Here is a 24,354-nt window from a genome sequence, read left to right on the forward strand (position 1 = left end):
ATTTTCTTAAGGTTTAAGATGGACAAAATAAAAAAATTCCCACAAATTGGAACTTTAATCAAGGATGAAACTTTAAAGGAATATCCTTTTTATTTAAGGGCTTATTTTTGCAAAAATATCGTAGCCAATCTTAAGGCTTTGGGTGAGAATAGCTGTGAAAAAAATATTCTTTTAGAAAAAATAAAATCAGAAATTCAAAAATATCTGCGTAAAGATTTACAAAGTGTGATCAATGCTACAGGTGTGATTATCCATACAAATTTGGGCAGAAGCGTGATTGATGAAAGTATTTTTAATCAATGCAAGGATCAAATTTGTAATTATGCAAATCTTGAATTTGATTTAGAAAATGGCAAAAGAGGAAGTCGCTACGCTTTAGTGCTTGAGAAACTTAAAATGCTTTTTGAGTGTGAAGATGCTTTAGTGGTAAATAATAATGCTGCAGCGGTTTTTTTGATTTTAAATTCTCTTTGTTTAAATGAAGAAATTATTAGCTCGAGAGGCGAATTGGTCGAAATAGGTGGGAGTTTTCGTGTGCCTGAAGTGATTAAGGCTGCTGGAGTTAAACTTAAAGAAGTTGGGACAAGCAATAAAACGCATTTAAAAGACTATGAAGAAGCTATCGATGAAAATACAAAGTTACTATTAAAAACACACAAATCAAATTTTGCCCTTATAGGTTTTCAAAGCGATGTAAGCATTGTGGAGCTTGATAAATTAGCTAAAGAAAAAGGAATTTTAACGTATTATGATTTAGGCTCTGGGTGGTGTGAAAATTTAAATAAAGAATTGGCAAAAAATGAACCTATGATTAAAAAAGTGCTTAAAAATTGCGATATTTTAAGTTTTAGCGGTGATAAACTTTTTGGTTCTGTCCAAGCTGGAATTATACTGGGAAAAAAAGATTTGATTGAGAAGATTAAAAAAAATCAGCTTTTAAGAATGTTAAGAGTGGATAAAATCACTTTAGCGCTGCTTAATGAAACGCTTAAAGCTTATCTTGAAAAAGATTATAATAAAATCACTACTTTAAGACTTTTAAACGATGATATTAAACATATAGAGCAAAAAGCTTTGTGGGTGCAGCAGAGGATTAAATTTGAAAGTGAAATTAAAAATAGCAAGAGTTTAGTCGGGGGTGGTTCTATGCCTGATAGAACTTTAGAAAGTCGAGTTTTGTCTTTTAAGGGCAAGGCTTTAATATTGCAAGAAAAATTTAGAGAAAAAAATATCATAGGTCGCGTTGAAAATGATAGTTTTATTTTAGATTTTAGAACGATTAGGGAAAGTGATTTGGATACTTTGATTCAATTGATTAATTCTATGGAAGATTGATGAATTCTTTACTTATTGGAACTGCAGGACATATTGATCATGGAAAAACTTCTTTAATTAAAGCTTTAAATGGCTTTGATGGAGATAATTTAAAAGAAGAAAAAGAAAGACAAATTACGATCAATCTAAGTTTTTCGGATTTAAAATTAAAAGATAAACACTTTTCTTTTATCGATGTTCCAGGTCATAAAGATTTAGTTAAAACTATGATTAGCGGAGCATTTGGTTTTAGTGCTTGTTTGTTTGTTATTGATATTAATGAAGGTTTAAAAGAGCAAAGCATAGAGCATTTAGAAGTGCTTGAAATCTTAGAAATTAAAGATATTATTATTGTATTTAGCAAATGCGATTTATGCGAAAATTATAAGGAACGTGGGCAAGAAATTTTAAAAAAGTTAAATTTTACCCCTTTAAATGTTTTTTATACATCTATAAAAGATCAAGCTAGTATCGATGTTTTAAAAGATTATCTTTTAAATTTAAAAGATAAAAATGCAAAAGATGATTTGATTTTTCGCTATTACATAGATAGAATTTTTTCACTCAAAGGCATAGGAACTGTTGTGACAGGTAGTTTAAATGAGGGAAAAATCAGTGTTAATGAAAAAATTATTTGCTTGGATAATCAAAAAGAACTTTTGATCAAAAATATACAAAATCATGATCAAGATTGTAAAGAAATTGGAGCTTTTAACCGTGTGGCATTGAGTTTAAATTGCGATCATAAAGATTTGAAAAAAGGTTTTGTTTTAAGCAAGAAAGGTATTTTTAAAGGATTTTTAGAATGCGATGTTTTAATCAAAGCTAAAAGAGGATTAAAAAATGAGAAAATGCTTTTTTGTGTAGGAAGCAAAAGTGTAGAATGTAAGCTTACAATTTTAAAAGAATTAGACAATGATGAATTTTTTGCCCATCTTGTTTTTAAAACCCAGCTTTTTTTATGTTTTGATGAAAAATTTATCTTACTTCAAAATAATCGTATTGTCGGGGGTGGTAGAATTTTAAATCCTGTAAGTGAGCCTTTAAAGAAAGAATTAAAAAATAAATTATTATTTTTACTTAAAAATAGAGACTTTAAAGCGGTTTTTAGTTTTTTAAAAGATATCCATAAAATGGGATTTGGTTTGCTTTCTAGCTATCAAAGATTTAAATTACTTCATAAAGAAGCTTTGGATTTGGCAAAGAAATTAAACGGGGTTTTTGTGGATGAAAAAAATCTCAATGTTTATAATCTCTTAGCTTTGGATGAATTTAAAAAAATGATTATTTTTATACTAGAAAAAAATCCTTATGCTATGTTTTCTCCGACTTCATTATCTTTGAGAATCTCTTGGGCGAGTGTGGAATTTTGTGAATTTGGGCTTAAAAATATGCAAAATTTGCTCGATTTTAAAAATGGAATATATTTTAAAAAAGGGATTGACTTTGAAAAACTCAAACAAAGAAACAACAATGAACTCTATGAAATATTAAAAAAACAAGGCATTAAGCCACAAGCTCCTTATAATCTTTATGAAGATTTAGATCTTGATCGAAAAAGCGGTGATGAAATTTTAAAAAAACTCACTCAAGAAAAGTTAGTTATCAGACTTTCTCATAATCTTTTTGTAGAAAAAAAAGCTTTAGATCAAATGATGCAAGAATGTTTGAAAATTTTACAAACAACAGAGCTTGATGTGCAAAAAATGAAAGAAATTTTTCATCTATCAAGAAAATACGCAATAGCGTATTTAGAGTATCTAGACAAAGATGAAAGGGTGCAAAAAAAAGAGAAAAAAAGATTTTTAAAAACAAGTATTTAGAAAATCATTATACAATAAATCTATATTTTATTTTTTAAGGAATATGAATGAGAAAATTAAGCTTAATTTTAGCTTGTTCAGCATCTTTATTTGCTGCAAGCAATAGTGAAATCAGTGATTTTTATTCAAAAAGTATCAAAATGCAGTTTCCAAATGCTACCGTAAGTGTCAAAGATCGTCAAAAAGTTGGAAATACAGGATTTGAAAGTGTGATTGTTAGCGTGAGTGTTGATGGTCAAACTCAAGATCAAATTCTTTTTACAAAGGATAATATTATAGTTCCTGATATTATTGATATAAAAACAAGAACTTCTTATGCTCAAGAATATGAAATGAAAAAATTTAAAGAAGCTAGAGAACATTTTGCTAAAAATGCCAAACCTGTGGCACAAAAGGAAAAGATGGTGATTGCTATGGGTGATAAAAATAAACCCGCAATGTATGTATTCTCTGATCCAGAATGTCCTTTTTGTAGAGAGCAGCTAGAGCAAATTAAAGATGAGCTTAAAGATTATCAAATCAATTATATTTTAACTCCAGTGCATGGAAAATCAGCTTTTGAAAAGTCAGCACTCATTTATAAAGAAGTTAAAAAAGCTAAAAATGATGATGAAAAAATAGCGATTTTAAAGAAATATTATAATCCAAATATTAAAAACTACCCAAAAGTCAGCGATGCTGAATTAAAACAGATATTCTCTCTTTATGAAAAATATCGTGCTTTAGGGCTTAGCGCTACACCAACCATCATAAAATGAAAATTTTTATTTTTATATTTTTGGCACTCCTTATGAGTGCCTGTGCTAATTCTACCTTTGTTGAAAGTTCTATACAAACTAATAATGAAGGCATATTTCTTCAAGCACATCCTAATGAAACTTTTGAAATTCTTTTTCAAAATCCAAGTAAAATTAAAAGCGAGCTAGAGTATAAATTAGCCAATAAATTGCAAAATTTAGGACTTAAACAAAGCAATCAAAATCCAACATATAAAATTTATCTCAATCTTGTGGATATGAAAAAACATTCTTATGCACAAAGGATAAGCACTTCAGCTAGATTTTTTTATGATTTTGATCCTTTGGAAAGCCAAGGAGAATGGCTTGTTGAGAATTATTACAGTATGCAATTAAATATAGAGATTATTAAAAATGGTAAAACTCAAAGAACAAGCTTAATCGCTAGAACAGCTTATTTATCAAACAAAGAGCGTTGTCAAGCTTCATTAGAAGATAAAATTCTCAATCAAATTGCGAGTTTTTTCTATTTTAAATTTTAGCTTTTAAACTTTCTTCATTTGTAATTTTACTGTCAAATTTAATAATTAAATTTTTGGAATTTTTATAAATATCTATAACCCCTATATTTTTTCCAAATTCTTTTAAATCCAAAGATGTATTTAAAGGTAGGTAAATATTTTTAAATTCAGATGGATTTTTTAAGAAAAAGAGACTAATCAACCAAAAAATAGCTAAAACAACTAAGATAATTGTTAAAAGATTTAATTGATTAAGATGTAAAAATATTCCACCAACAGAACCACCTATAAAACTTCCTGCGTAACCAAAGGCATTAAAAAGACCTAATGCTGCACCTTTTTCATGGACTTTACAAAATTTTGATGCACAACTTTGCATAATAGGCTCATGTAGGTTAAATCCGATAAAAAATATAACAATAGCAACAATAAAAAGATTGATGGAATTAGAAAGACTAAAAAGAACATAAGAAAAAATAAAAAATACCACACCAAGTAATAAAATTTGCTTAGCCAATCCTTTTTTTTCTCCTAAACTTCCGGCAAATCCCATGGCAATAAATCCCGCAATCATAGAAGGCGTATAAACAGCCCAAAGTTTATTTTCATGAAAACCTAGATGTTTAACTAAAATAATAGGTATGCTTAAAAACGCTATACTCATAAGCATTTTTTGCATACAATTAGTAATATTCATTAGGGCTAAATTTTTTTGTCTAATAAGATGTAAAAAAGGTGTTTTTTGATTGTGATGAGTGATTTTATTTTCTTTTGGAACAACGCTATAAAGTAAAACAATACATAAAGCCGATAAAGCTGCACTCAAATAAAAAAGACTAGATAAGCCCCATTTTGCACTCATTAAAGGAGAGATAACCATAGAACTCGCAAAACTAAGACCTATAAAAGAACCCATGATAGCCATAGCTTTACCGCGATTTTCTTCTGTGATAAAATCGCTAATCATAGCTGTAGCGACGCCGCCAATAGCCCCAGCACCTTGAAGCATTCTGCCTAATAGCATCATGTAAATATCATGGGAAAAGGCACAAATTAAAGAACCTACAATAAAGACTAAAAGTCCTATAAGCATTGTTTTTTTACGACCTATTTTATCGCTTAAAATTCCAAAAGGCATTTGTAAAATCATTTGCGTAAGAGAATAAATTCCTACCAAAAATCCCACTAAGAATTCATTCGCATGTTCTAATTTTAGAGTATAAAGACTTAAGACAGGCAAAACAATGAAAAGTCCAAAAAATCTAGTTCCAATTATAAATGATAAAGCTAAAACATTATTTAACATTGCTACCTTCCTAAATTTTAAATTGAGATAATTTTACTATCATTTAGATTAACTTATTTTTAATTTTATAGGATATTTTTCTTGTAAGCTTTTAAAAATTATGCTAGACTTTTTTCAAAGTTTTCATAGCTAAAAAAAGAAAGGATAGGGTATGAAAATTCTTTTGGCAACAAATAACGCACATAAAGTTCTAGAATTTAAAGACATGATTAAAGATTATTCTTTATATTCCTTTGGTGATATTCTTAAGCCTTTTGAAATCGAAGAAAATGGTAAAAGTTTTAAAGAAAACGCTTTGATAAAAGCTAGAGCTGTTTTTAATGCTTTAAATCAAGAACAGAAAAAAGATTTCATTGTTTTAAGTGATGATAGTGGAATTTGCGTTGATGCTTTGGGAGGAAAACCTGGAATTTTCTCTGCTCGTTTTAGCGCTAAAGGTGATGATAAAAGCAATAGAGAGAAATTACTTTCTGAAATGAAAAATTTAAATATTTATGAAAGTAAGGCTCATTATAAAGCTGCTATTGCTTTAGTGACTTTAAATGGGGAGTATGTAACCCAAGCAAGTATGCATGGAAAAGTCATCAATAAAGAAAAAGGAGACAAAGGCTTTGGTTATGATAGTCTTTTTATTCCAAAGGATTTTGAACAAACTTTAGCTGAACTTGAATCTAGTCAAAAGAATAAGATTTCGCATAGATTTAAAGCTATGGAGCTTGCTTTAATTATTTTAGAAATGATTAAAAGGGAAAAAGAAAGATGAAGAAATTTATAAAATACATGATTGCGGTTGTTCTAATTTATGCTATTTATGTTGGTTTTCAAGTTTGGCTTTCTTAGAATAAATACTGATTAAAAAACTAGGGAGTAAAAATAAACTCCCACTTAAAAGTAAAATCATAACAAAGACTGTTAAAACCCCAAAATAGATTGTAGGGATAAAATTACTACTCATCATAACGCTAAACCCTAATACTATGCTTATAGTAGTATAGTAAAGTGCTGATCCTATGCTAAGATGAGAGTTGATTATAGCTTCTTCAATACTTTTGCTTTTAATTTCTTCCTTAAAACGATAGATATAATGAATAGCATCATCAACTCCAATGCCAATAGCAATAGCAGCTATTGTAATACTCATCATATCAAGAGGAATTTGACACAACCCCATTAAGGCAAAAACAACACTTAAAGGAATAACATTAACCAGTATAGCTATAATGGAAAATTTTAAATCACGAAAAACAAAGATAAAAAGAATAAAAATGGCTAATATAACAAATACAAGTGTATCAAATTGCGAAGAAAAAAGACTTTGAAGCATATTATTGTAAAGCACCATAATACCTGTGATTTGTATTTGCACATCATCATTTTTTAAAAGCTTGTGTAAATTTTCATTAAGCTTGATCAAAAATTCGTTACGTCTTAAATTTGGATCAGAATCAACAATACGCATTGTAAATCTTAATTCATTGTTTTTTATATTGACAAAAGGAGAAATAAGATCTTGTTTGAAATTTTGAGGCAAATTTTCATTTAAAAATGCCAATGCAAAATCATCTAAATCCTCGCCATGATTGATATTTTTACCTAAAATCAAAAGACTGTTTAAACTAAGAACTGAACCGACAAATTTTTGATGTTCTAAAAATTCATGAACTTTTTTAGCAATACGTGTTTTTTTGGAATTAAACCAATAGGTATCTTTTTTCTCTAGATCTTCAAATTCATCTTCAAAACTATCTAAGGCTTTATTTGAGTTGGTAGCTGTTTGATTATTTTTAAAGCGTATGATTACATCTAGAGGCAAGGTTCCGCCTAAATTTTTATCAATAACAAGTAATCCTTTTTTAATCTCACTGCCATCTCTAAAATAATTCACAAAAGAATTTTCAACCCTTAGTTTAGAAATTCCAAATAAGGATACTAAAATCGCTATACAAGAAATTCCATAAATGATATAACGTTTTTTTTGATCAAGACTTATTTTTGCGCAAAATTCTAAAAGATTGAATTTAAATTCTTTTTTGTGGTATTGCTTTGGCTTGAGTAAAACTAGAATACTTGCTAAAAATAAATAGCTAAAAATCAAAGCCAAACCAATGCCCACGCTCATCATAATGCCTAATTTTATAATAGGCTCTATATTTGAAAATATAAGGGAAAAAAAGCCTATCATGGTTGTAACTATAGCATAAAGGCTAGGTTTTGCTTTAGCCAGTAAGGTTTGAAGCACAAGGCGTTGAATTCTTGCATTAGGGTAGGTTTGAGAGATTTCTATAAAATGAGTGATTAAATGTATAACCACGCTTAAAGTTATGATTAAAACTAGAGCAACGTAGTTAGAAGAAATAACCGTGATTTGAAAATTTAAAAGAGCAAATACTCCACTTGCCGCACTCAAACTGATAAAACATATAAAAAGGGGCACAAGAACAAAACGCCAAGTTCTAAAAAAATAATATAATGCAATTGCCAATAAAAAAACTAAAGAAACTCCATAGATTAAAAGATCGGATTTTATATAGGTGATCATATCATCAGCTATCATACTGACACCGCCAAGATAAAGTTTATCTTGATTGGTTTCGTATTTTTTTATAATATTTTTTATAAAATCTAAATTTTGTTTATTGAGAATTTTTTGCTGATCTTGATGTTTTTTAATCGCTAAACGAATAGCATTTTTTTCTTTTTCATTTTTAGCTAAATCTCTTTTTTCTATAAGTTCATTGTAAATATAATCTGTTTTTAGATAAATGATAATTCCTGTGATTTTTCCATTTTTTGAAATAATATTATTTTTATAAAAAGGATTGTTTAAAATTTCATTTTTTGCCTTTGTTTGATTAACATCTTTGCTTTGTATATCGGGTATATTTTTTAAAAGTTCTTTAAGATCTGTGTTTTCAGAGCTTTGTAATAAGGGTGCATTGATGATACTAAAGACGCGTTCAACTAAAGGTGCTTTTTCTAAATCATTGTGAAGTTTTTGTAATTTAGATAAATTTGTTTTTGAAAAAGGATTTTCATCTTGAGGTTTAAAAGCAAGAATCAAAAAATTATCATTTTTATAATGTTTTGAAATTTTTCTAAAGGTTTTTAAATCGGTATCATCTTCGAGCAATAAACTTTCAGCACTTGCATCAACACTTATTTTAAAAGCAAAAAAACTAAGAAATAAACAAATAAAAAAGGTTCCCAAAAAAGTAGTTTTTGGGTAAGAAATAATCAGTTTTAAAAAATTTGAAAGCATTTATTTAATGGTAATGCTTTTGAGTTTTTGCAATAAAGCGTTAAATCCCTCACTCGATAAAATGTCTCCAAATTGAGAGCGATAAGTTTGAATGATGCTAACCCCCAGTACATCAACATCATAAATTAACCAATTATTATCATTGTTGTAAAATTTGAAAATAATATTTTTTTCCTCTCCATTATCCACAATAGAAGTTGTAAGAAAATATCTTTTTTCGTTTTTAAGTTCTCCATTTTTTACTTTTAGAATTTGATCTTTATAAAGACTTAATTTATCAGTAAAGCTTTTTTTAAGACTTTGCTCAAAAGCTTTTGAAAATTCTTCTTGCTCTTGTTTGCTAAGTTTATCATAGTTTTTTGAAAGACTAAGTTTTGCCATAAGTTTATAATCAATGATATCATCAAAGAGTTTAAAAATTTCATTTGCGACTAAAGTTTTATCTTTTTGAGTTTTTAAAAAATTCAAACTTTTATCAATATTATTTTGCATAGTATGTGGGATATCGTTTAAATTTAAAGCCCAAATATTTCCTAAAAAAAAGAATAATAAAATAATTTTTTTCATTTGCTTCCTTATTTACTTAATTCTTGCCTTCTTTGTTCGTAAGCATCTCTTAAAAATGGATATAAATTTGGTGAATTATAATAAATTTCATCAATTTCATCAAGTTTGAAACTAAGTTCATTGCTAAAACCATAAGCACTGATTGCTATACTTTCCCATTGAGGATTTATATAGCTTATAGGATCTGCATACCAAATTGCAGGTAAAGTTAAAGTATCTCTTAAATTACTAGGCCCCAATACAGGCAATACTAAGTGAAATCCTCCGCCAACTCCCCAGTGTCCTAAGATGGTTCCAAGATCAGCAGGATGTTTTTTTAAACCCATTTGACTAGCTGGATCCATTAAGCCACCAAATCCCATAATTGTATTTGTCGTAAATCTTTTAAATTCCTCTCCGGCATTTTCAAATTTCAATTGTAAAACATTACCAACAAAACGTAAGGGTGAAAATAAATTGTCAAAAAAATTCCTTACTCCTGTGCGTAAAAACTGAGGTGTAACTTCATTATAACCCTTTAAAATAGGACGAAATCCATAAGTATATAAGGCTACATTAAAATGAGTCATGGCTTTATTATAACTTGCAAGTGGATCATTGATTTGATAACTTTTATATTCTTGCTCAAAATCTTCAAAATTTTGATCCAACGCAAAAGAATAGCTTAATAATAACAATAATATGATTTTAATTTTCAAAATTTAAAACTCCAAAAAATAACGACAAAGATTAATTAATTTTTATATCCCAAAAGAAATCTATCCATTCTTTAGCTTCTTTAACCTTGAAATCAGGTTCTAAAAGAGCTGTTTTTTTATAGAAAATCGTTGCAATTTTTAATTCTATATGAGGAAATTGTTCTTGTAGTCTTTTTTTAATTTCAGATAAGCTTTCTCCGCTATCTACTATATCATCAATGAGTAAAATTTTTTTATAATTTTTAAGATCTGGGATATTAAAAATTTCAATGGTATCGAGTTTTTTAGTATCGTCATAATGTATAGAATTGAGACTAAAAAGGTTGCGAGTATCTAGGGCAACGGCTAAAGAATGTCCTAAAGTCATACCGCCTCTAGCGATGGCAATAAGAGCATCGGGATTAAATTCTTTTTTTATTTGTGTGGCTAAAAATTTAACGTCTTCTTCAAAATAATCATAAGAATAAAAAAACATCCATCCCCTTTTTATTGTAGTGCTATCAGTAAAAAATTACCTAAAGAAATCAAGCTTAAAACAACAATGCCTAAGCTAATTTGATCCCATTGGCGTTTAAAAACTCTTATTAGTAGATAAGTGAGAAAACCAAAAGCAAAACCCGAGGTAATAGAATAGGTTAGTGGCATCATGATGATGGTAAAAAAGCTACCCACTGCTATAGCCTCATCTTTAAAATCTATGTTTTTAACTTCCATAAACATTAAAATTCCAACCATGATAAGAACAGGATAAATCGCATTTGCAGGTATGGCTTTAAAAAGTGGAAGTAAAAAAAGAGTTAAAATAAAACATAAAGCCACAACAAGTGCTGTAAGACCAGTTCTGCCACCGCTTTCTACTCCGGTTGTGCTTTCAACAAAAGCTGTTACAGTGGATGTCCCAACCAAAGAACCAAGAGTAGATCCTGTAGCATCTGCCATTAAAGTTTTCCCAAGTTTTTTTTCACCATTTTTAGCATCATCAAATATTTTTCCTCTTTCTCCTACGCCAGTAATAGTACCAATGCTGTCAAAAAGTTGAGTGATGAAAAAAGTAAGTATGATAGGAATCATACTAATATTTAAAGCACTTTTTATATCTAATTTTAAAAAGATTGCCCCTAAGCCATTGGTAGAGTCAAAAGCAGGTAGGGAGAATAGCTGAGTAGGAAATTGTGCTTGATCGATATGGAAAATCCAAGCAATGATTGAGCTGATTAAAACTCCAAAAATAAAAGCCCCTTTAAGTTTTATAGCCCAAAAAAAGATAATAAGTGCAAGAGTAAAAATTCCAAAAAGCACATGAGAGCTTCCAAAATTTCCTATTCCCACTAAGGTATCTTTATTATGCACAATAATCCCCATTTGACTCAATCCTAAAAAAGTGATAAAACAGCCAATACCTGCACAAATCGCTAGTCTCAAATCTTTAGGGATATTTCTAATAATCCAAAGGCGAAAGTGTGTAAAAGAAAGGATAAGAAAAATAATACTTGAAATAAAAACTGCTCCTAAGGCACTTTGCCAAGGAATTTTTTGTGCCCCACAAACCGCAAAGGTAAAATAAGCATTTAAGCCCATACCAACACTCATAGCAACTGGCGTATTAGCAAAAAAAGCATTAAAGGCACTTGCTACGATAGTAACTAAGGCAGTTGCTGTGATTAAAGCCTCTATAGGCATACCAGTATTACTTACAATTGCTGAATTAACAGGGATGATATAAACCATAGCTAAAAAAGTGGTCAATCCAGCAATCAACTCTGTGCGAAAATTAGTTTTATTTTCTTTAAGTTTGAACAAATTTATCTCCTAAATTAATAAATTTTTAACTCATTATATAAACTATCTCGTTCTACAGGGATTAAATTAGCAGTTTTTATCATATCTATGAAAGTTTTCAAGCTTGTTCCTTTGGCTGATTTTGCCCCTCCGGCACTTTGAATACTTTCTTTTTCAATGGTTCCATCTAAATCATTAGCGCCAAACTCTTGAGCTACCATAGCTAAATTTAAAGTCATCGTTGCCCAATAAGCTTTGATATTTTTGATATTATCAAGTACTAAACGCGAAATAGCAACGGTTTTTAAAATCTCTTCGCTGTCCATAATTTTATCAGTTTGTATAAAGCTATTATCCCTTTGCCATACTAAAGGAATAAAAGCGTTAAATCCGCCGGTTTCATCTTGTAAATTTCTAAGTCTAAACATATGATCGATTCTATGTTCTCTTTCTTCTATGTGCCCAAAGAGCATAGTAGCATTACTTTGTTTGCCTTTTTGATGCCATAGTTTGTGAATTTTCAACCAATTCTCACTGCTAACTTTTCCATGACAAATTTTTTTACGAATTTCTTCATCAAAAATTTCAGCCCCACCACCAGGCATTGAATCTACGCCATATTCTAGCATTTTTTCAATCACTTCTTCATAACTCATTGCAAAGCGTCGATGTAAGAAATCAATTTCAGCTGCTGTCATAGCTTTTATGTGGATATTAGGATATTTTTCTTTAATCATTTTAAAAATTTCTAAATACCATTGCCAACTTGTATCTTTATTATGAGCAGAAACTATGTGCACTTCTTTTGTGCCGCGAGTTACGGTTTCATCAACTATTTTCATAATTTCTTCATGAGTCATTATATAAGGATTTGGATTTTTGCGGTGAGCTGAAAAGGCACAAAATTTACAAGTATCTGCACAGATGTTAGTTGGATTGATATGGCGATTGATATTGAAATAGACTTTTTTACCATGAAGTTTTTCACGTCTTTTGTGGGCTAATTTGCCTAGGGTAAAAAGATCTAAATCCCAAAGTTTATTTGCTTCTTCTTGATTGATTCTTTCTTCATTTTCTAATTTTTTAAGTAAATTTTTCATTTGATGATCACTTTTTGTTTTTCAAAATTTTAAAATAAACATTATAAATTCTTACTGAAAAAAAGATTTAACTTATAAGTAAATTTCGATAAAATAGTGTTTTATCGGTATTTTTTAATAAAGAAAATCATAATTTTAGGATAAATCATTAAAAAAGATAAGTTAAAATTCATTATTTAAAATAAATTAATAATTTTTAAGAGAGTAAAAATGTGTGGAATAGTAGGTTATATAGGAAAAAATGAAAAAAAACAAACCATAATCAATGGACTTAAAGAACTTGAATATCGCGGCTATGATAGTGCAGGTTTAGCAGTAATGAAAGATAAAGAACTTAGTTTTTTTAAAGCTGTAGGAAAACTTGAGAATTTATCTAATAAATGTAGCGGTTTTTCTAGCGAAGGTTATGGATTTGCCATAGGCCATACGCGTTGGGCAACACATGGAAAACCAACAGAAATCAATGCTCATCCACATTTGGGGCAATACTCTTGTGTGATTCATAATGGAATTATAGAAAATTATAAAGAAATTAAAGACAAATTAGAGCACAATGGCGTTCATTTTCTAAGCCAAACTGATACTGAAGTGATAGTGCAACTTTTTGAATTTTATGCTAAAGATATGGATGCATTTGAGGCGTTTAAAAAGACTATTGATGAGTTACGCGGAGCTTTTGCGATTCTTTTGATCACAAAAAAAGATCCTAATCGTGTCTTTTTTGCTAAAAATGCAGCTCCTTTAATTGTGGGAAAAAATGAAGAGAATGAAATTTATTTTGCTAGTGCTGATACACCTTTAATTGGACTTTGTAGTGAGGTGATTTATCTTGAAGATTTGAGTTTAGGCTATGCTAATAAAGAAGAATTGGTGATTTTTGAAAATCATAAACTTAAAATCAATTCTTTTACAAAATTGCGAGGTGATAAAGCTTTTGCTAAAAAAGATGGTTTTCGCTTTTTTATGGAAAAAGAAATTTATGAACAAAGTCGTGTTATGAGTGAAGTTTTAATGGGACGCATCAATGGAGATGAGGTGGTTTTTGATGAGCTTGAAAATGAAAATTTAAGCAATATTGATGAAATTACTTTATGTGCGTGCGGAACAAGTTATCATGCAGCTATGGCAAGTGCTTATTTGTTTGAACGTTTAGCAAAAATTAAAGCTAAGGTTGAAATTGCAAGTGAATTTCGCTACCGCGAGGCAGTGATTAAGCCTAATTCTTTATTTATTGTAATTTCTCAAAGTGGAGAAACTGCAGATACATTAGAGGCTTTAAAAATAGCAAAGGAGCAGGGTGCAAAAACTTTTGCAATTTGTAATGTGGATAATTCTAATATGGTGCGTTTAGCACATTTAAGTCTTTTAACCCGTGCAGGTATTGAAAAAGGTGTAGCCTCGACAAAGGCTTTTGCGACACAAATTTTAACCCTTTGGATGTTGGCTATTTTTATTGCACAAAAGAAAAATTTTGATACTTCTATAGAAATTCAAGCATTACTACATACACCAAATTGTGTTAAAGTGGATACTAAATTACACGAAAAAATTCATCGCTTATCTAAGCGTTATCTTGATGGACATGGATTTTTCTTTATAGGACGTGATGTTTTTTATCCTCTAGCTTTAGAGGGTGCTTTAAAATTAAAAGAGCTTTCTTATTTGCATGCTGAAGGTTATCCAGCGGGAGAAATGAAACATGGTCCTATAGCGTTGGCTGATTCTAAGCTTTATACCATTGCCTTAATGCCTAAAAATATGCTTTATGAAAAAACAAAATCTAATGTTGAGGAATTGATTGCTAGAGATTCTACTGTACTTAGTATTTCTCCTTTGGAATTTGATTTGAGTGATGATTTTATAAAAACTAATAAACAAAATCATTATATGTGTGAATTTTTTGAAATGATGGTGATTACTCAACTTTTGGCTATGGAAATTTCTATTAGAATGGGTAATGATGTAGATATGCCAAGAAATCTTGCAAAAAGTGTAACAGTAGAATAAAAAATCATTAGTGTGCAGTTTTGAAACAAAGTTTGTTTAAATCTGTGCTTATTTATTTAAAATTTAAATTATAAGCTAATTTTATGTCTATTTTTGTTTAAATCATTGTATGAAATTAAAATTGAAGGAAAATACAATGGAGTATAGAATAGAGCATGACACTATGGGTGAAGTTAAGGTTCCAAATGATAAATATTGGGGAGCACAAACCGAGAGAAGTTTTGAAAATTTTAAAATTGGTTGCGAGAAAATGCCAAAGGTTTTAATTTATGCTTTTGCTAATCTAAAAAAATCTTTAGCTTTAGTTAATTATAAACTTGGCAAACTCGATGATGCTAAAAAAAATGCTATAGTTCAAGCTTGTGATGAAATTATTGCGGGTAAATTTGATGATAATTTTCCACTTGCGATTTGGCAAACAGGTTCAGGCACTCAAAGTAATATGAATATGAATGAAGTGATTGCAAATCGTGCCACTGAAATCATGGGTGGAGATTTTCGTAAAGAAAAACTCGTACACCCAAATGATCATGTCAATATGAGTCAAAGTTCAAACGATACTTTTCCAACAGCTATGAGTATAGTTGCGGTTGAACAAGTTGAAAAAAAACTAATCCCTGCTTTAGATGAACTCATTACAACTTTTGAAAAAAAAGTAAAAGAATTTGAAGGTATTATTAAAATAGGACGTACTCATTTGCAAGATGCTACACCGCTAACTTTAGCACAGGAATTTAGTGGTTATCTTTCCATGCTTTTACATTCTAAAGAGCAAATCATTGTTTCTTTGCCAAGCTTAAGAGAATTAGCTATTGGTGGGACAGCTGTAGGAACAGGTCTTAATGCCCATCCAGAGCTTAGTGAAAAAGTTAGCGAAGAATTAAGCAAACTTATGGGGACTAAATTTATTTCAAGCCCAAACAAATTTCATGCTTTAACAAGTCATGATGCAATTAATTTTACTCACGGAGCTATGAAAGGTTTAGCTGCAAATTTAATGAAAATTGCTAATGATATTAGATGGTTATCTTCTGGCCCAAGATGTGGCCTTGGGGAGCTTAGTATCCCAGAAAATGAGCCAGGGAGTTCTATTATGCCAGGTAAAGTAAATCCTACTCAATGTGAAGCTATAACTATGGTTGCAGTTCAAGTTATGGGAAATGATGCGACGATTGGATTTGCAGCGAGTCAAGGAAATTTTGAACTCAATGTATTTAAGCCTGTGATTATTTATAATTTTTTACAAAGTCTTGATCTTTTAGCTGATTCTATGCATTCATTTAATATCCATTGTGCTATAGGTATAAAACCAAATCGTGAAAAAATTGATCACAATCTTCATAATTCCTTAATGCTAGTTACTGCCTTAAATCCACATATTGGTTATGAAAATGCTGCAAAGGTAGCTAAAAATGCACACAAAAAAGGAATTTCTTTGAAGGAAAGTGCGATGGAGCTTGGTTTAGTTAGTGAAGAAGATTTTAATCAATTTGTTGATCCGACTAAAATGATAGGACCAAAGGCTTAATTTGAATTTATCTAGCTTTAGCTAGATAAATCAGATCAATTTCTTATCTTTTAAAATCACGTACATTCTAATTGTAGAAATGAAAAAGGTTAAAATTGCAGGACCTAAAATAATACCCCAAAAACCAAAGCTTGATATCCCTGCCATCATAGCTAAGAAAATCAAAAGTTCATTGATTTTTGTTGGCGTTTTAACGAGTTTTTTATTGATCCATTTTATAATTAAAGGTTTGATTAAAGTATCAGCGATAAAAGAAATAACAACGACAGAATAAATTAAAATTACAAGTGCCGAATTTAAACCATTAGACGCAAATTCATAAAGACTTACAGGTATATAAACTAAAGCACCACCAACGGCTGGTATTAAAGAGCTAATAGCAAAAATGGAACCCATTAAAATACCATCATATCCATAAAATAGGGTAATAATCCCAAAAAGAGTTCCTTGAAAAATAGCAATGATTACCATAGAATAAAGCACAACAGCCATCACATTGCCCACTTCAGATAAAACATCATCTAATTCTTTTCTATCTACTGGCACAATTGATTTTAGATAAATGACAAGTTCAGTTCCGTATAGATTAGCAAAAAAGTAAAAGACACAAATTAAAGCCATATCTATGAGAAATTTGGCTCCAGATTTTGTAAAACTTGAGGCATAATTTAAAACTTGTTTTGAAATATTGTTTAAATCTATAGACGCTAAAAATTCTTTGATTTTTGGTTCTAAAAAATTCAGTCCTTCAGGCAAGGTAAATTGATAGTTTTTGATATAATCTAGTGTGTGAGAAATTAAATTAATATCAAAGTTTTTTAAAGTTTTAGCTAATTCTATCATAGTGTAAAAAAAAGGAGCAAAAAATAAAATCACCATGCAAGAAGTTGTTAAAATTGAAGCAAAAAATTTATGCCCTTTAGTCAAATGCAAGAATTTCGCATTTATATTTGATGTTGCCACTGCCATTAAACTTGCGATAATGATCACGAGTAAAAAGCTTTTAAAAAGATAAAGTAAAAGCGATAAAATAACCAAAATAAAAGAAATTAAAAATATTTTTCCATTTTTCAAAAAATTACTCCTCAAATAAATTTTTTTGATATTTCATTTTTAAAGCTTGAAAACTTTTATGACTTGCTATGCGTCCCTTAGCGGTGCGTTCTATATAACCATTTGCTAATAAATATGGTTCTATAACATCTTCAATTGTATTTTCATCTTCGCTTAAAGCTGCAGCTATACTCGCAAGTCCCATAGGTTTTTGTTTTGCTGCTGTTAAAAGTTCAAGGTATCTTAAATCCATCGCATCAAAGCCTAATTCATTTACCCCTAAAGAATTTAAAGCCTCATTAGCCCTTTTTAGAGTAATATTTTTTTCATCATTCACATCTGCAAAATCTCTTACTCTTTTTAAAAGTCTAAGTGCGATTCTAGGTGTTGATCTTGATCTTTTTGCGATTTCAAGTGCTGCATCTTCTTCGCAAGTTTTATTAAGTTTTAAGGCAGCTTTTTGAAGTATAGTTGCAAGTTCATTATCTTTATAAAATTCTAAACGAAATTGCATACCAAAGCGATCTCTTAAAGGATTGCTAAGCATACCCGCACGTGTAGTAGCGCCTATGAGTGTGAATTTAGGTAGATCAATTTTTATCGTTTGTGCCGCAGGGCCACTCCCTATAATAATATCCAAACGATAATCCTCCATAGCCGGATAAAGCACTTCCTCAATAGCAGGACTTAGACGATGAATCTCGTCGATAAATAAAACATCTCCTTCGCTTAAATTCGTTAAAATGGCAGCTAAATCTCCGCTTTTTTCTATCATCGGTGCGGCTGTTGTTTTGATATTCGCTTCCATTTCATAAGAGATTATGTTAGCTAAAGTTGTTTTTCCAAGTCCAGCTGGGCCACTAAAAAGAATATGATCTAAACATTCATTACGTTTTTTAGCTGCAGCAATAAAAACATTTAAATTTTTTTTGATACTTTCTTGCCCTATATAGCCATCAAAACTTGAAGGACGTAAGGAATTTTCATAAGTTTCATCAAAAGAATATTTTTCTATTTCTACTATTCTATCCATTTTTCATTCTTGTTTTTCTAGGAAAATTAAAATAAGATTTTAACTAAATTTTGCTAGAATTTACTTAAACTTTATAATATGGTTTAAAAATGGGAATTTTAACAAAATTAGAATTAGAATATGAAATTGACGATATAGAAAAGTTTTTGCAATTTTTTAGAACAATGTGTGATAGGTTTGAACCCTTGATTATAAAGCTAGGTAGCGATAGTGTGCGTTATAAGGAAGCAATTAAGGAGCTTGAAACCTTAGCACACAATACTGCATGGGCTGCGAGGCGTTTAGAACTTAATGAAATCACTGATTTTTGTGTATTTTGTGAAGAAATGATGGCACAAGCAAATCGTTTTGAGGGTCCAGCTAGTGAAGAATTTACAGATTGGATGCTTTTAGTGAGTGATCAGTTTGAGAAATATTGTCGTTCGTATGAAAATGATGATTCTGTTTTAGCTGTTTTTAATCCTTTAATTGTTAATGTTCCAAATATTATTTCTAAATAATGGGAGCGACTTGGCTTCGACAGGAGTAAGTCTGCTTAGATGGCATGTCGCTTTAGGCAAAGCGTAAAAAGCCTAAATAAAATTAAACGCAAACAACGTTAAATTTGCTCCTGCTTACGCTAAAGCTGCGTAAGTTCAGTTGAGCCTGAATTTTAAGTGATACTATCTAGCTTGAAATTTGGTCATCTTAAGATAGTGTAGCTTAAAACTTGACACATTTTAAGTGAAATTAAAGTCTTAGCTATATTTTTAAGTTTTGGAAGATGAGCGAAATATAGTGAAACAGTCATCTTTGCTAAACATGTAGAGATCTTTGTAGGGTTATTTTTGGACAGGGGTTCAATTCCCCTCGCTTCCACCATTAATTCTCCTTAAATAATTTTGACGCTAATTGTGTTGCTCTGGTTTGATCCGTATCCTTTTTCAAGGTTTGATATATCTTATTGACATAATCCTCTAAGGTTTGTTGAGAATCTATGGTTTTATCATTTTGCCCAACTTTGATATATTCTCCATCGCTTTGTAATTCATAAGCTAAAGTATTATCGCTAAGTTGCAAACGTAAAAATTGCGCTAATTTAGCTTTATTTCTTTCATCAAAAATTGGAGTCATCAGTTCTAAGCGACGTTCTAAGTTTCTTGGCATCCAATCCGCACTTGATATAAAATAATTAGGTTCGCTATGTTTAAAATAAAACACTCTTGCATGCTCTAGATACTTTCCTATGATGCTTCTTACACGTATATTTTTACTGTATTCTTGATTGGGTTTTAAGCAGCAAATTCCTCTGACAATAAGATCAATTTGAACTCCTTGCATGCTCGCTTCATAAAGAGCTTTGATAATATGACTATCCACAAGAGAATTCATTTTAGCAATGATAACACCTTCACTACCTTTAGCAGTTTCTATACGGATCATTTCTAGAATTTTTTCTTTAATTTGATTAGGACTCATAGAAAGGGTTTTAAGCCGACGATTTTTATTAAAACCAGATAAAATATGAAAAAAGCTTGTTACATCTTGAGCGATTTCAGCTTTATTAGTAAAATAACTCATATCTGTATATATTTTTGCACTACTTGCGTTATAATTTCCCGTGCTTAAATGGATATAAAATTTAAGTTTTTCTCCTTGTTTTCGTATAACTTGAGAGACTTTAGCATGGACTTTAAAACCTCTAATTCCATAAATAACATGCGCACCTGCATTTTCTAAAGCTTTTGCCCAGTGTAGATTGTTTTCCTCATCAAAACGGGCTTTTAATTCTACCATGACTGTGACTTGTTTTCCTTCGCTAGCAGCGTCGATTAAAGCTTGGACGATATTTGAATTTTTTTCTACTCTATAAAGTGTCATTCTTATAGAAATAACTTCGGGATCCCGACTCGCTTCTTTTATAAATTTATATACAGGATCAAAACTTTCATAAGGTTGAATGATTAAGATATCTTCTTTATCAATCGCATCAAAAATAGATAAATTTTCATCAAAAGGCGGCAAGGTTTTTGGTGTATAAAGTGGGCTTAAAAGATGGGTAAAAGTCTTATTTCCTACAATTTGCCAAATTCTTGGAAGGTTTAATAAAGTCGAGTATTCATAAACATCCTTGTGAAAAATTTTCATATGAGTGCTTAAAAATTCAACGATTTGTTCATCCGCATCTTTTTGAATTTGAAGTCTAACAAAAGCTCCTTTTCTTCTTAGCTTTAATCCTTGTTCAAGTATCATCATAAAATCATCCGCTTCTTCTTCTTCGATAACCATATCCGCATTTCTTGTAACCCTAAATGCTGCTGAAGCTAAAAGTTTATAACCAGGAAAAATTTCTTCAATATGTTGATGAACAATACTTTCAATAGGTACATAAATGTTTGAAACCACCTCATAAAAACGAGGTAACACTCTTGAAATTCTTACCATTCCAAATTTAATAAGTTCAGGATGTGATTTATCACAAATTTTAACCGCTAAAGAGAAAGATAGATTGTTTAAATGTGGAAAAGGATGTGTTGCATCAACAGCTATAGGAACGATCACAGGAAATATATTTGAGAAAAAAAACTCATCGCATTTTTGCTTTAAATTCTCATCTAAATGATCGTATTGTTTGATAAATAAATTTTCTTTTTCAAGTTCTTTAGTAATTTCTTTAAAATATTCTTCTAAAAGTTCTTTTTCTTCATGCAAATATTTACGTATAGCTTTAAGTTGTTCTAAGGGACTCATTTCATCACTACTGCTTGCATTTACACCTGCAGAAAATAATTGTTTAAGACCTGCAACACGTATCATGTAAAATTCATCTAAATTGGTACAATATATAGCGATAAATTTAAGTCTTTCTAGTAAAGGCATCGCTTTTGTGCATTGATTTAAAACTCTTGAATTAAAACGTAACCATGAAAGTTCTCTATTTAAAAACATATCAGGAGTTGTTTGCATGAAAAATTTCCTTTTTATTTTAATTTTACCATTTGAAAATCAATGATTTTTTACAGAGTTTATAAGAATTTAATCTTTAGCAATGTTTTAAAAATCAATCTTAGTTTTAATCTTAAATGATTGATAAAATTATTTTTAATTAGGATAATATATTAAAAATAAAAAATCATTTTAATTAATTAAAAATAAATATATTTAAATATTTATTAACAATATTTACGCTACAATCTAAAGCTATTTTTATTTAAGTTTCAATGCTTTTTCAAGGAGTATAAAGTTGAAAAAAACTTTAAGTTTATTTAATATTTTTCTTGTTTTACTCTTCGTATTTTTTGTGATCGGTTTTTATACTTTTTATAATGCAAAAGGTACGTCTTATTTGAGTAATGCAAGCGAATCTTGCAATAATTGCCATATTATGAATGAGGTTTATAATGAATATATGCAAGGGCCACACTCTCAAAAGGTTAAAGGAGAGCCTAGAGCAACTTGTGTGGATTGTCATTTGCCTCATGAATTTTTTGCTAAATGGATTGCTAAAGCACAAAGTGGATTGGGTCATGCTTATGCTTTTACCTTTAAGCTTGATGAACTTCCTACAAATTTAAGCGCAAGTAATAAAACCCGAGAAACCATACAGCAAAATTGTATTCGTTGTCATGCGGATTTTGCACAAACGGCAATCAATGCAACCACTAATCCCCACGCGCAGAATTCTTTAAAATGTGCTTCTTGCCATAAAGATGTGGGTCATAAACATGGAATTTAATAAGGAGATTATGTCATGAAAAAAAATATTTTACGTTTAGGTATTATTATTCTTATTTTACTGATTTTAGGTGTTTTGTGGCTTAATAATGATATTGAACAAAAAAAGAAAGATGAAGCAAATAAAAATACTATCACTGCAAGCGCTGATCTTTCTTTGTTAAGCGATGACGATCCTAATTATGAAAGATGGGGTAAGGTTTTTCCAGAACAGCTTGATATGTATTTAAAAGTTGAAAAAGAAAAACCACAACCGACTGAATTTGGTGGCAATTTAGCTTATTCTAAGTTGATTCGTTTTCCACAATTAACTATTCTTTGGGCGGGTTATCCTTTTAGCATTGATGCTAATGAAGAAAGAGGACATTTTTGGGTTCAAATTGATCAAATGAAAACCGCAAGAAATAATAAAGATTTTTTAAACGCTCATGGATTTAAAGCTTTTAAAGGGCAACCTACAGCTTGTATGAATTGTCATAGCGGATGGACTCCTTGGCTGATTAAAAATGTTGCTAAAGGAGATTTTGTAGCGTTTAATTCTACAAATTATTGGACAATGATGAAAAACATTCCTGCAGCCAATGGCATAGAGGAAAATTCGCCACAACATGCTGGAGCACACGGTGGAAAGAGGATGGGTGTAACCTGTGCGGATTGTCATAATCCAAGTGATATGAGTTTAAGAGTTACTCGAGAGGCTGCTATCAATGCTTTAGTAGCAAGAGGTTATGAAAAAGATCCTATTCAAGGCATAAAAGCTAGTAGAGAAGAAATGAGAACTTTGGTTTGCTCACAATGCCATGTGGAGTATTATTTTAAACCAACTGGAGAGAAAGTTAAAGTGATGGGAGAAAGTATTGCCGATGATAGCTCTAAAAAATGGTGGGATGGAACTCAAAAAACTTATGATGAATATGAATTTTGGAGAGATGGCAATAAGGCAAAAGAAATAGAAACAAATGGTATCATACTTACTTTTCCTTGGGATGAATGGAAAAAAGGACAACCATTTAGAATTGAAATGTTTGATGAGTATTATGATAAAGTTCGTGCGATATTTGGGGCAGATTTTACACATAAGCTTACAGGAGCTCCAATTATTAAAATTCAACATCCAGAAAGTGAGCTTTATAGTGGTGGAGTACATGCTTTAAATGGTGTAACCTGTGCGGATTGTCATATGCCTTATATTAGAGAAGGTGCTAAGAAAATTTCTCAACACAATATCACTTCTCCTTTAAGAGATATCAATTCAGCTTGCAAGGCTTGTCATAAACAAAGCGAAGATGAGTTAAGAGCACAAGTTAAAGATATCCAAAATATAGTTGCTTCAGAGCAAAGAACAGCTGAATATGCTTTGGTAAGTTTTATTATGGATACTAAAAAATTGCGTGAAAAACTAGGCACTATGGAGAAATTCCAAACTGATAATAAGCCAGATGAAGCTAAGATCAGTGCAGAATTAAAAGATGTTTTAGAGCTTCATAGAAAATCTCAAATGAGGGTTGATTTTGTCAATGCTGAAAATTCAACCGGTTTTCATAATCCACGCGAAGCTTCAAGAATCATTTTTCAAGCTATAGATATGGCAAGAATGGGACAAGCTAAGCTTTTGGAAATTGCAAATACTAATAATATAAAAGATTTTCAAATTTCAAATTTGGGTTTTGAAGATATCCAAAAATTAAACCCAGGTGAGCTTTATTACAAAGTTGATGTTAATGGACATAAGGCAGGAGAACGTTATTATGGTGATGAAGAAGATGTTAATGGAAATCCTCCAAAAGAACTTTTAGAAGAAGATAAAAATCTTTCTCCTTATAATTATAAATTCATAGATAAAAAATGATTTACAAATCCCGCTTTGGGATTTGTATTTTTTCACATTCAATTCACATTATTTTTTTATAATTAC

General features: G+C 30.2%; 20 protein-coding genes and 1 other RNA gene. 11 read left to right on the forward strand and 10 right to left on the reverse strand.

All coding sequences use genetic code 11. The features are described 5' to 3' along the window. The first annotated feature begins 18 nt into the window (after positions 1-18). From selA to H2279_RS03380, 4 genes are read left to right on the forward strand one after another with little or no spacing between them, the layout of a single operon-like run. The gene (gene selA / locus H2279_RS03365; RefSeq protein ID WP_337195592.1) at positions 19-1,335 is read left to right on the forward strand and encodes an L-seryl-tRNA(Sec) selenium transferase; all 1,317 of its coding nucleotides are present in this window, start codon (positions 19-21) and stop codon (positions 1,333-1,335) included. Continuing rightward, entirely contained in the window at positions 1,335-3,137 is a 1,803-nt protein-coding gene (gene selB, locus H2279_RS03370) for a selenocysteine-specific translation elongation factor (RefSeq protein WP_337195593.1), read from the forward strand. Before selA ends, selB begins: the two co-directional genes overlap by 1 nt. A gap of 47 nt (positions 3,138-3,184) precedes the next feature. Further along, positions 3,185-3,895 (forward strand): thioredoxin fold domain-containing protein, encoded by a 711-nt coding sequence (locus tag H2279_RS03375; protein ID WP_337195594.1) that lies wholly within the window; start codon positions 3,185-3,187, stop codon positions 3,893-3,895. A gap of 32 nt (positions 3,896-3,927) precedes the next feature. Next, positions 3,928-4,416 carry a hypothetical protein gene (locus H2279_RS03380; protein ID WP_137623818.1) on the forward strand — a complete coding sequence of 163 codons (489 nt, stop codon included), beginning with the start codon at positions 3,928-3,930 and terminating at the stop codon, positions 4,414-4,416. On the opposite strand, the gene H2279_RS03385 is transcribed toward H2279_RS03380, so the two are convergent. Next, positions 4,406-5,701 carry an MFS transporter gene (locus H2279_RS03385; RefSeq protein ID WP_137623756.1) on the reverse strand — a complete coding sequence of 432 codons (1,296 nt, stop codon included), beginning with the start codon at positions 5,699-5,701 and terminating at the stop codon, positions 4,406-4,408. The genes H2279_RS03380 and H2279_RS03385 overlap by 11 nt on opposite strands. A gap of 151 nt (positions 5,702-5,852) precedes the next feature. Between H2279_RS03385 and rdgB the strand changes: the two genes are divergently transcribed. Then, entirely contained in the window at positions 5,853-6,464 is a 612-nt protein-coding gene (rdgB, locus tag H2279_RS03390; protein WP_337195595.1) for an RdgB/HAM1 family non-canonical purine NTP pyrophosphatase, read from the forward strand. Positions 6,465-6,506: 42 nt separating this feature from the next. Here rdgB and H2279_RS03395 read toward each other — a convergent pair whose 3' ends face one another. From H2279_RS03395 to mqnE, 6 genes are read right to left on the reverse strand one after another with little or no spacing between them, the layout of a single operon-like run. Further along, on the reverse strand, positions 6,507-8,960 hold the full coding sequence (locus H2279_RS03395; protein ID WP_337195596.1) for an efflux RND transporter permease subunit: 2,454 nt from the start codon (positions 8,958-8,960) through the stop codon (positions 6,507-6,509). Further along, positions 8,961-9,527 (reverse strand): MlaC/ttg2D family ABC transporter substrate-binding protein, encoded by a 567-nt coding sequence (locus H2279_RS03400; protein ID WP_337195597.1) that lies wholly within the window; start codon positions 9,525-9,527, stop codon positions 8,961-8,963. Positions 9,528-9,535: 8 nt separating this feature from the next. After that, a complete protein-coding gene (locus H2279_RS03405) occupies positions 9,536-10,225 on the reverse strand; it encodes an MlaA family lipoprotein (protein WP_337195598.1) in 690 nt (229 codons plus the stop codon). Between the two features lie 31 nt (positions 10,226-10,256). Then, positions 10,257-10,700, reverse strand: coding sequence for a phosphoribosyltransferase (locus H2279_RS03410; protein WP_137623751.1), 444 nt, complete (start codon positions 10,698-10,700; stop codon positions 10,257-10,259). An 11-nt stretch (positions 10,701-10,711) separates the two neighbouring features. Beyond that, the gene (locus H2279_RS03415; protein ID WP_337195614.1) at positions 10,712-12,031 is read right to left on the reverse strand and encodes an NCS2 family permease; all 1,320 of its coding nucleotides are present in this window, start codon (positions 12,029-12,031) and stop codon (positions 10,712-10,714) included. Positions 12,032-12,039: 8 nt separating this feature from the next. Continuing rightward, positions 12,040-13,104: an aminofutalosine synthase MqnE gene (gene mqnE / locus H2279_RS03420; RefSeq protein WP_137623749.1), complete on the reverse strand. Its 1,065-nt coding sequence runs from the start codon at positions 13,102-13,104 to the stop codon at positions 12,040-12,042. 210 nt (positions 13,105-13,314) lie between these two features. Between mqnE and glmS the strand changes: the two genes are divergently transcribed. After that, a complete protein-coding gene (glmS, locus tag H2279_RS03425) occupies positions 13,315-15,111 on the forward strand; it encodes a glutamine--fructose-6-phosphate transaminase (isomerizing) (protein ID WP_337195599.1) in 1,797 nt (598 codons plus the stop codon). Positions 15,112-15,247: 136 nt separating this feature from the next. Next, positions 15,248-16,639, forward strand: a complete 1,392-nt coding sequence (fumC, locus tag H2279_RS03430) for a class II fumarate hydratase (RefSeq protein WP_337195600.1) — start codon at positions 15,248-15,250, stop codon at positions 16,637-16,639. Positions 16,640-16,669: 30 nt separating this feature from the next. Here the strand turns inward: fumC and H2279_RS03435 are convergent, their stop codons facing one another. Continuing rightward, on the reverse strand, positions 16,670-17,713 hold the full coding sequence (locus H2279_RS03435; protein WP_137623746.1) for an AI-2E family transporter: 1,044 nt from the start codon (positions 17,711-17,713) through the stop codon (positions 16,670-16,672). 4 nt (positions 17,714-17,717) lie between these two features. Then, positions 17,718-18,725 (reverse strand): Holliday junction branch migration DNA helicase RuvB, encoded by a 1,008-nt coding sequence (ruvB, locus tag H2279_RS03440; RefSeq protein WP_337195601.1) that lies wholly within the window; start codon positions 18,723-18,725, stop codon positions 17,718-17,720. An 89-nt stretch (positions 18,726-18,814) separates the two neighbouring features. Here ruvB and H2279_RS03445 point away from each other — a divergent pair, with 89 nt between their 5' ends. Beyond that, complete coding sequence (locus H2279_RS03445; protein WP_200280663.1) at positions 18,815-19,225, forward strand: histidine phosphotransferase; 411 nt, start codon at positions 18,815-18,817, stop codon at positions 19,223-19,225. 1 nt (position 19,226) lies between these two features. Continuing rightward, positions 19,227-19,586, forward strand: a transfer-messenger RNA (tmRNA) gene (gene ssrA / locus H2279_RS03450). On the opposite strand, the gene H2279_RS03455 is transcribed toward ssrA, so the two are convergent. Continuing rightward, complete coding sequence (locus H2279_RS03455) at positions 19,587-21,671, reverse strand: RNA degradosome polyphosphate kinase (RefSeq protein ID WP_337195602.1); 2,085 nt, start codon at positions 21,669-21,671, stop codon at positions 19,587-19,589. 277 nt (positions 21,672-21,948) lie between these two features. Here H2279_RS03455 and nrfH point away from each other — a divergent pair, with 277 nt between their 5' ends. Then, a complete protein-coding gene (nrfH, locus tag H2279_RS03460) occupies positions 21,949-22,440 on the forward strand; it encodes a cytochrome c nitrite reductase small subunit (protein ID WP_137623742.1) in 492 nt (163 codons plus the stop codon). Positions 22,441-22,455: 15 nt separating this feature from the next. Beyond that, positions 22,456-24,288 (forward strand): ammonia-forming cytochrome c nitrite reductase subunit c552, encoded by a 1,833-nt coding sequence (locus H2279_RS03465; RefSeq protein ID WP_337195603.1) that lies wholly within the window; start codon positions 22,456-22,458, stop codon positions 24,286-24,288. Positions 24,289-24,354 lie beyond the last annotated feature (66 nt).

This window comes from Campylobacter sp. B0100352/1, from assembly GCF_020135855.1.
Taxonomy (GTDB): Bacteria; Campylobacterota; Campylobacteria; order Campylobacterales; family Campylobacteraceae; genus Campylobacter_D; species Campylobacter_D taeniopygiae.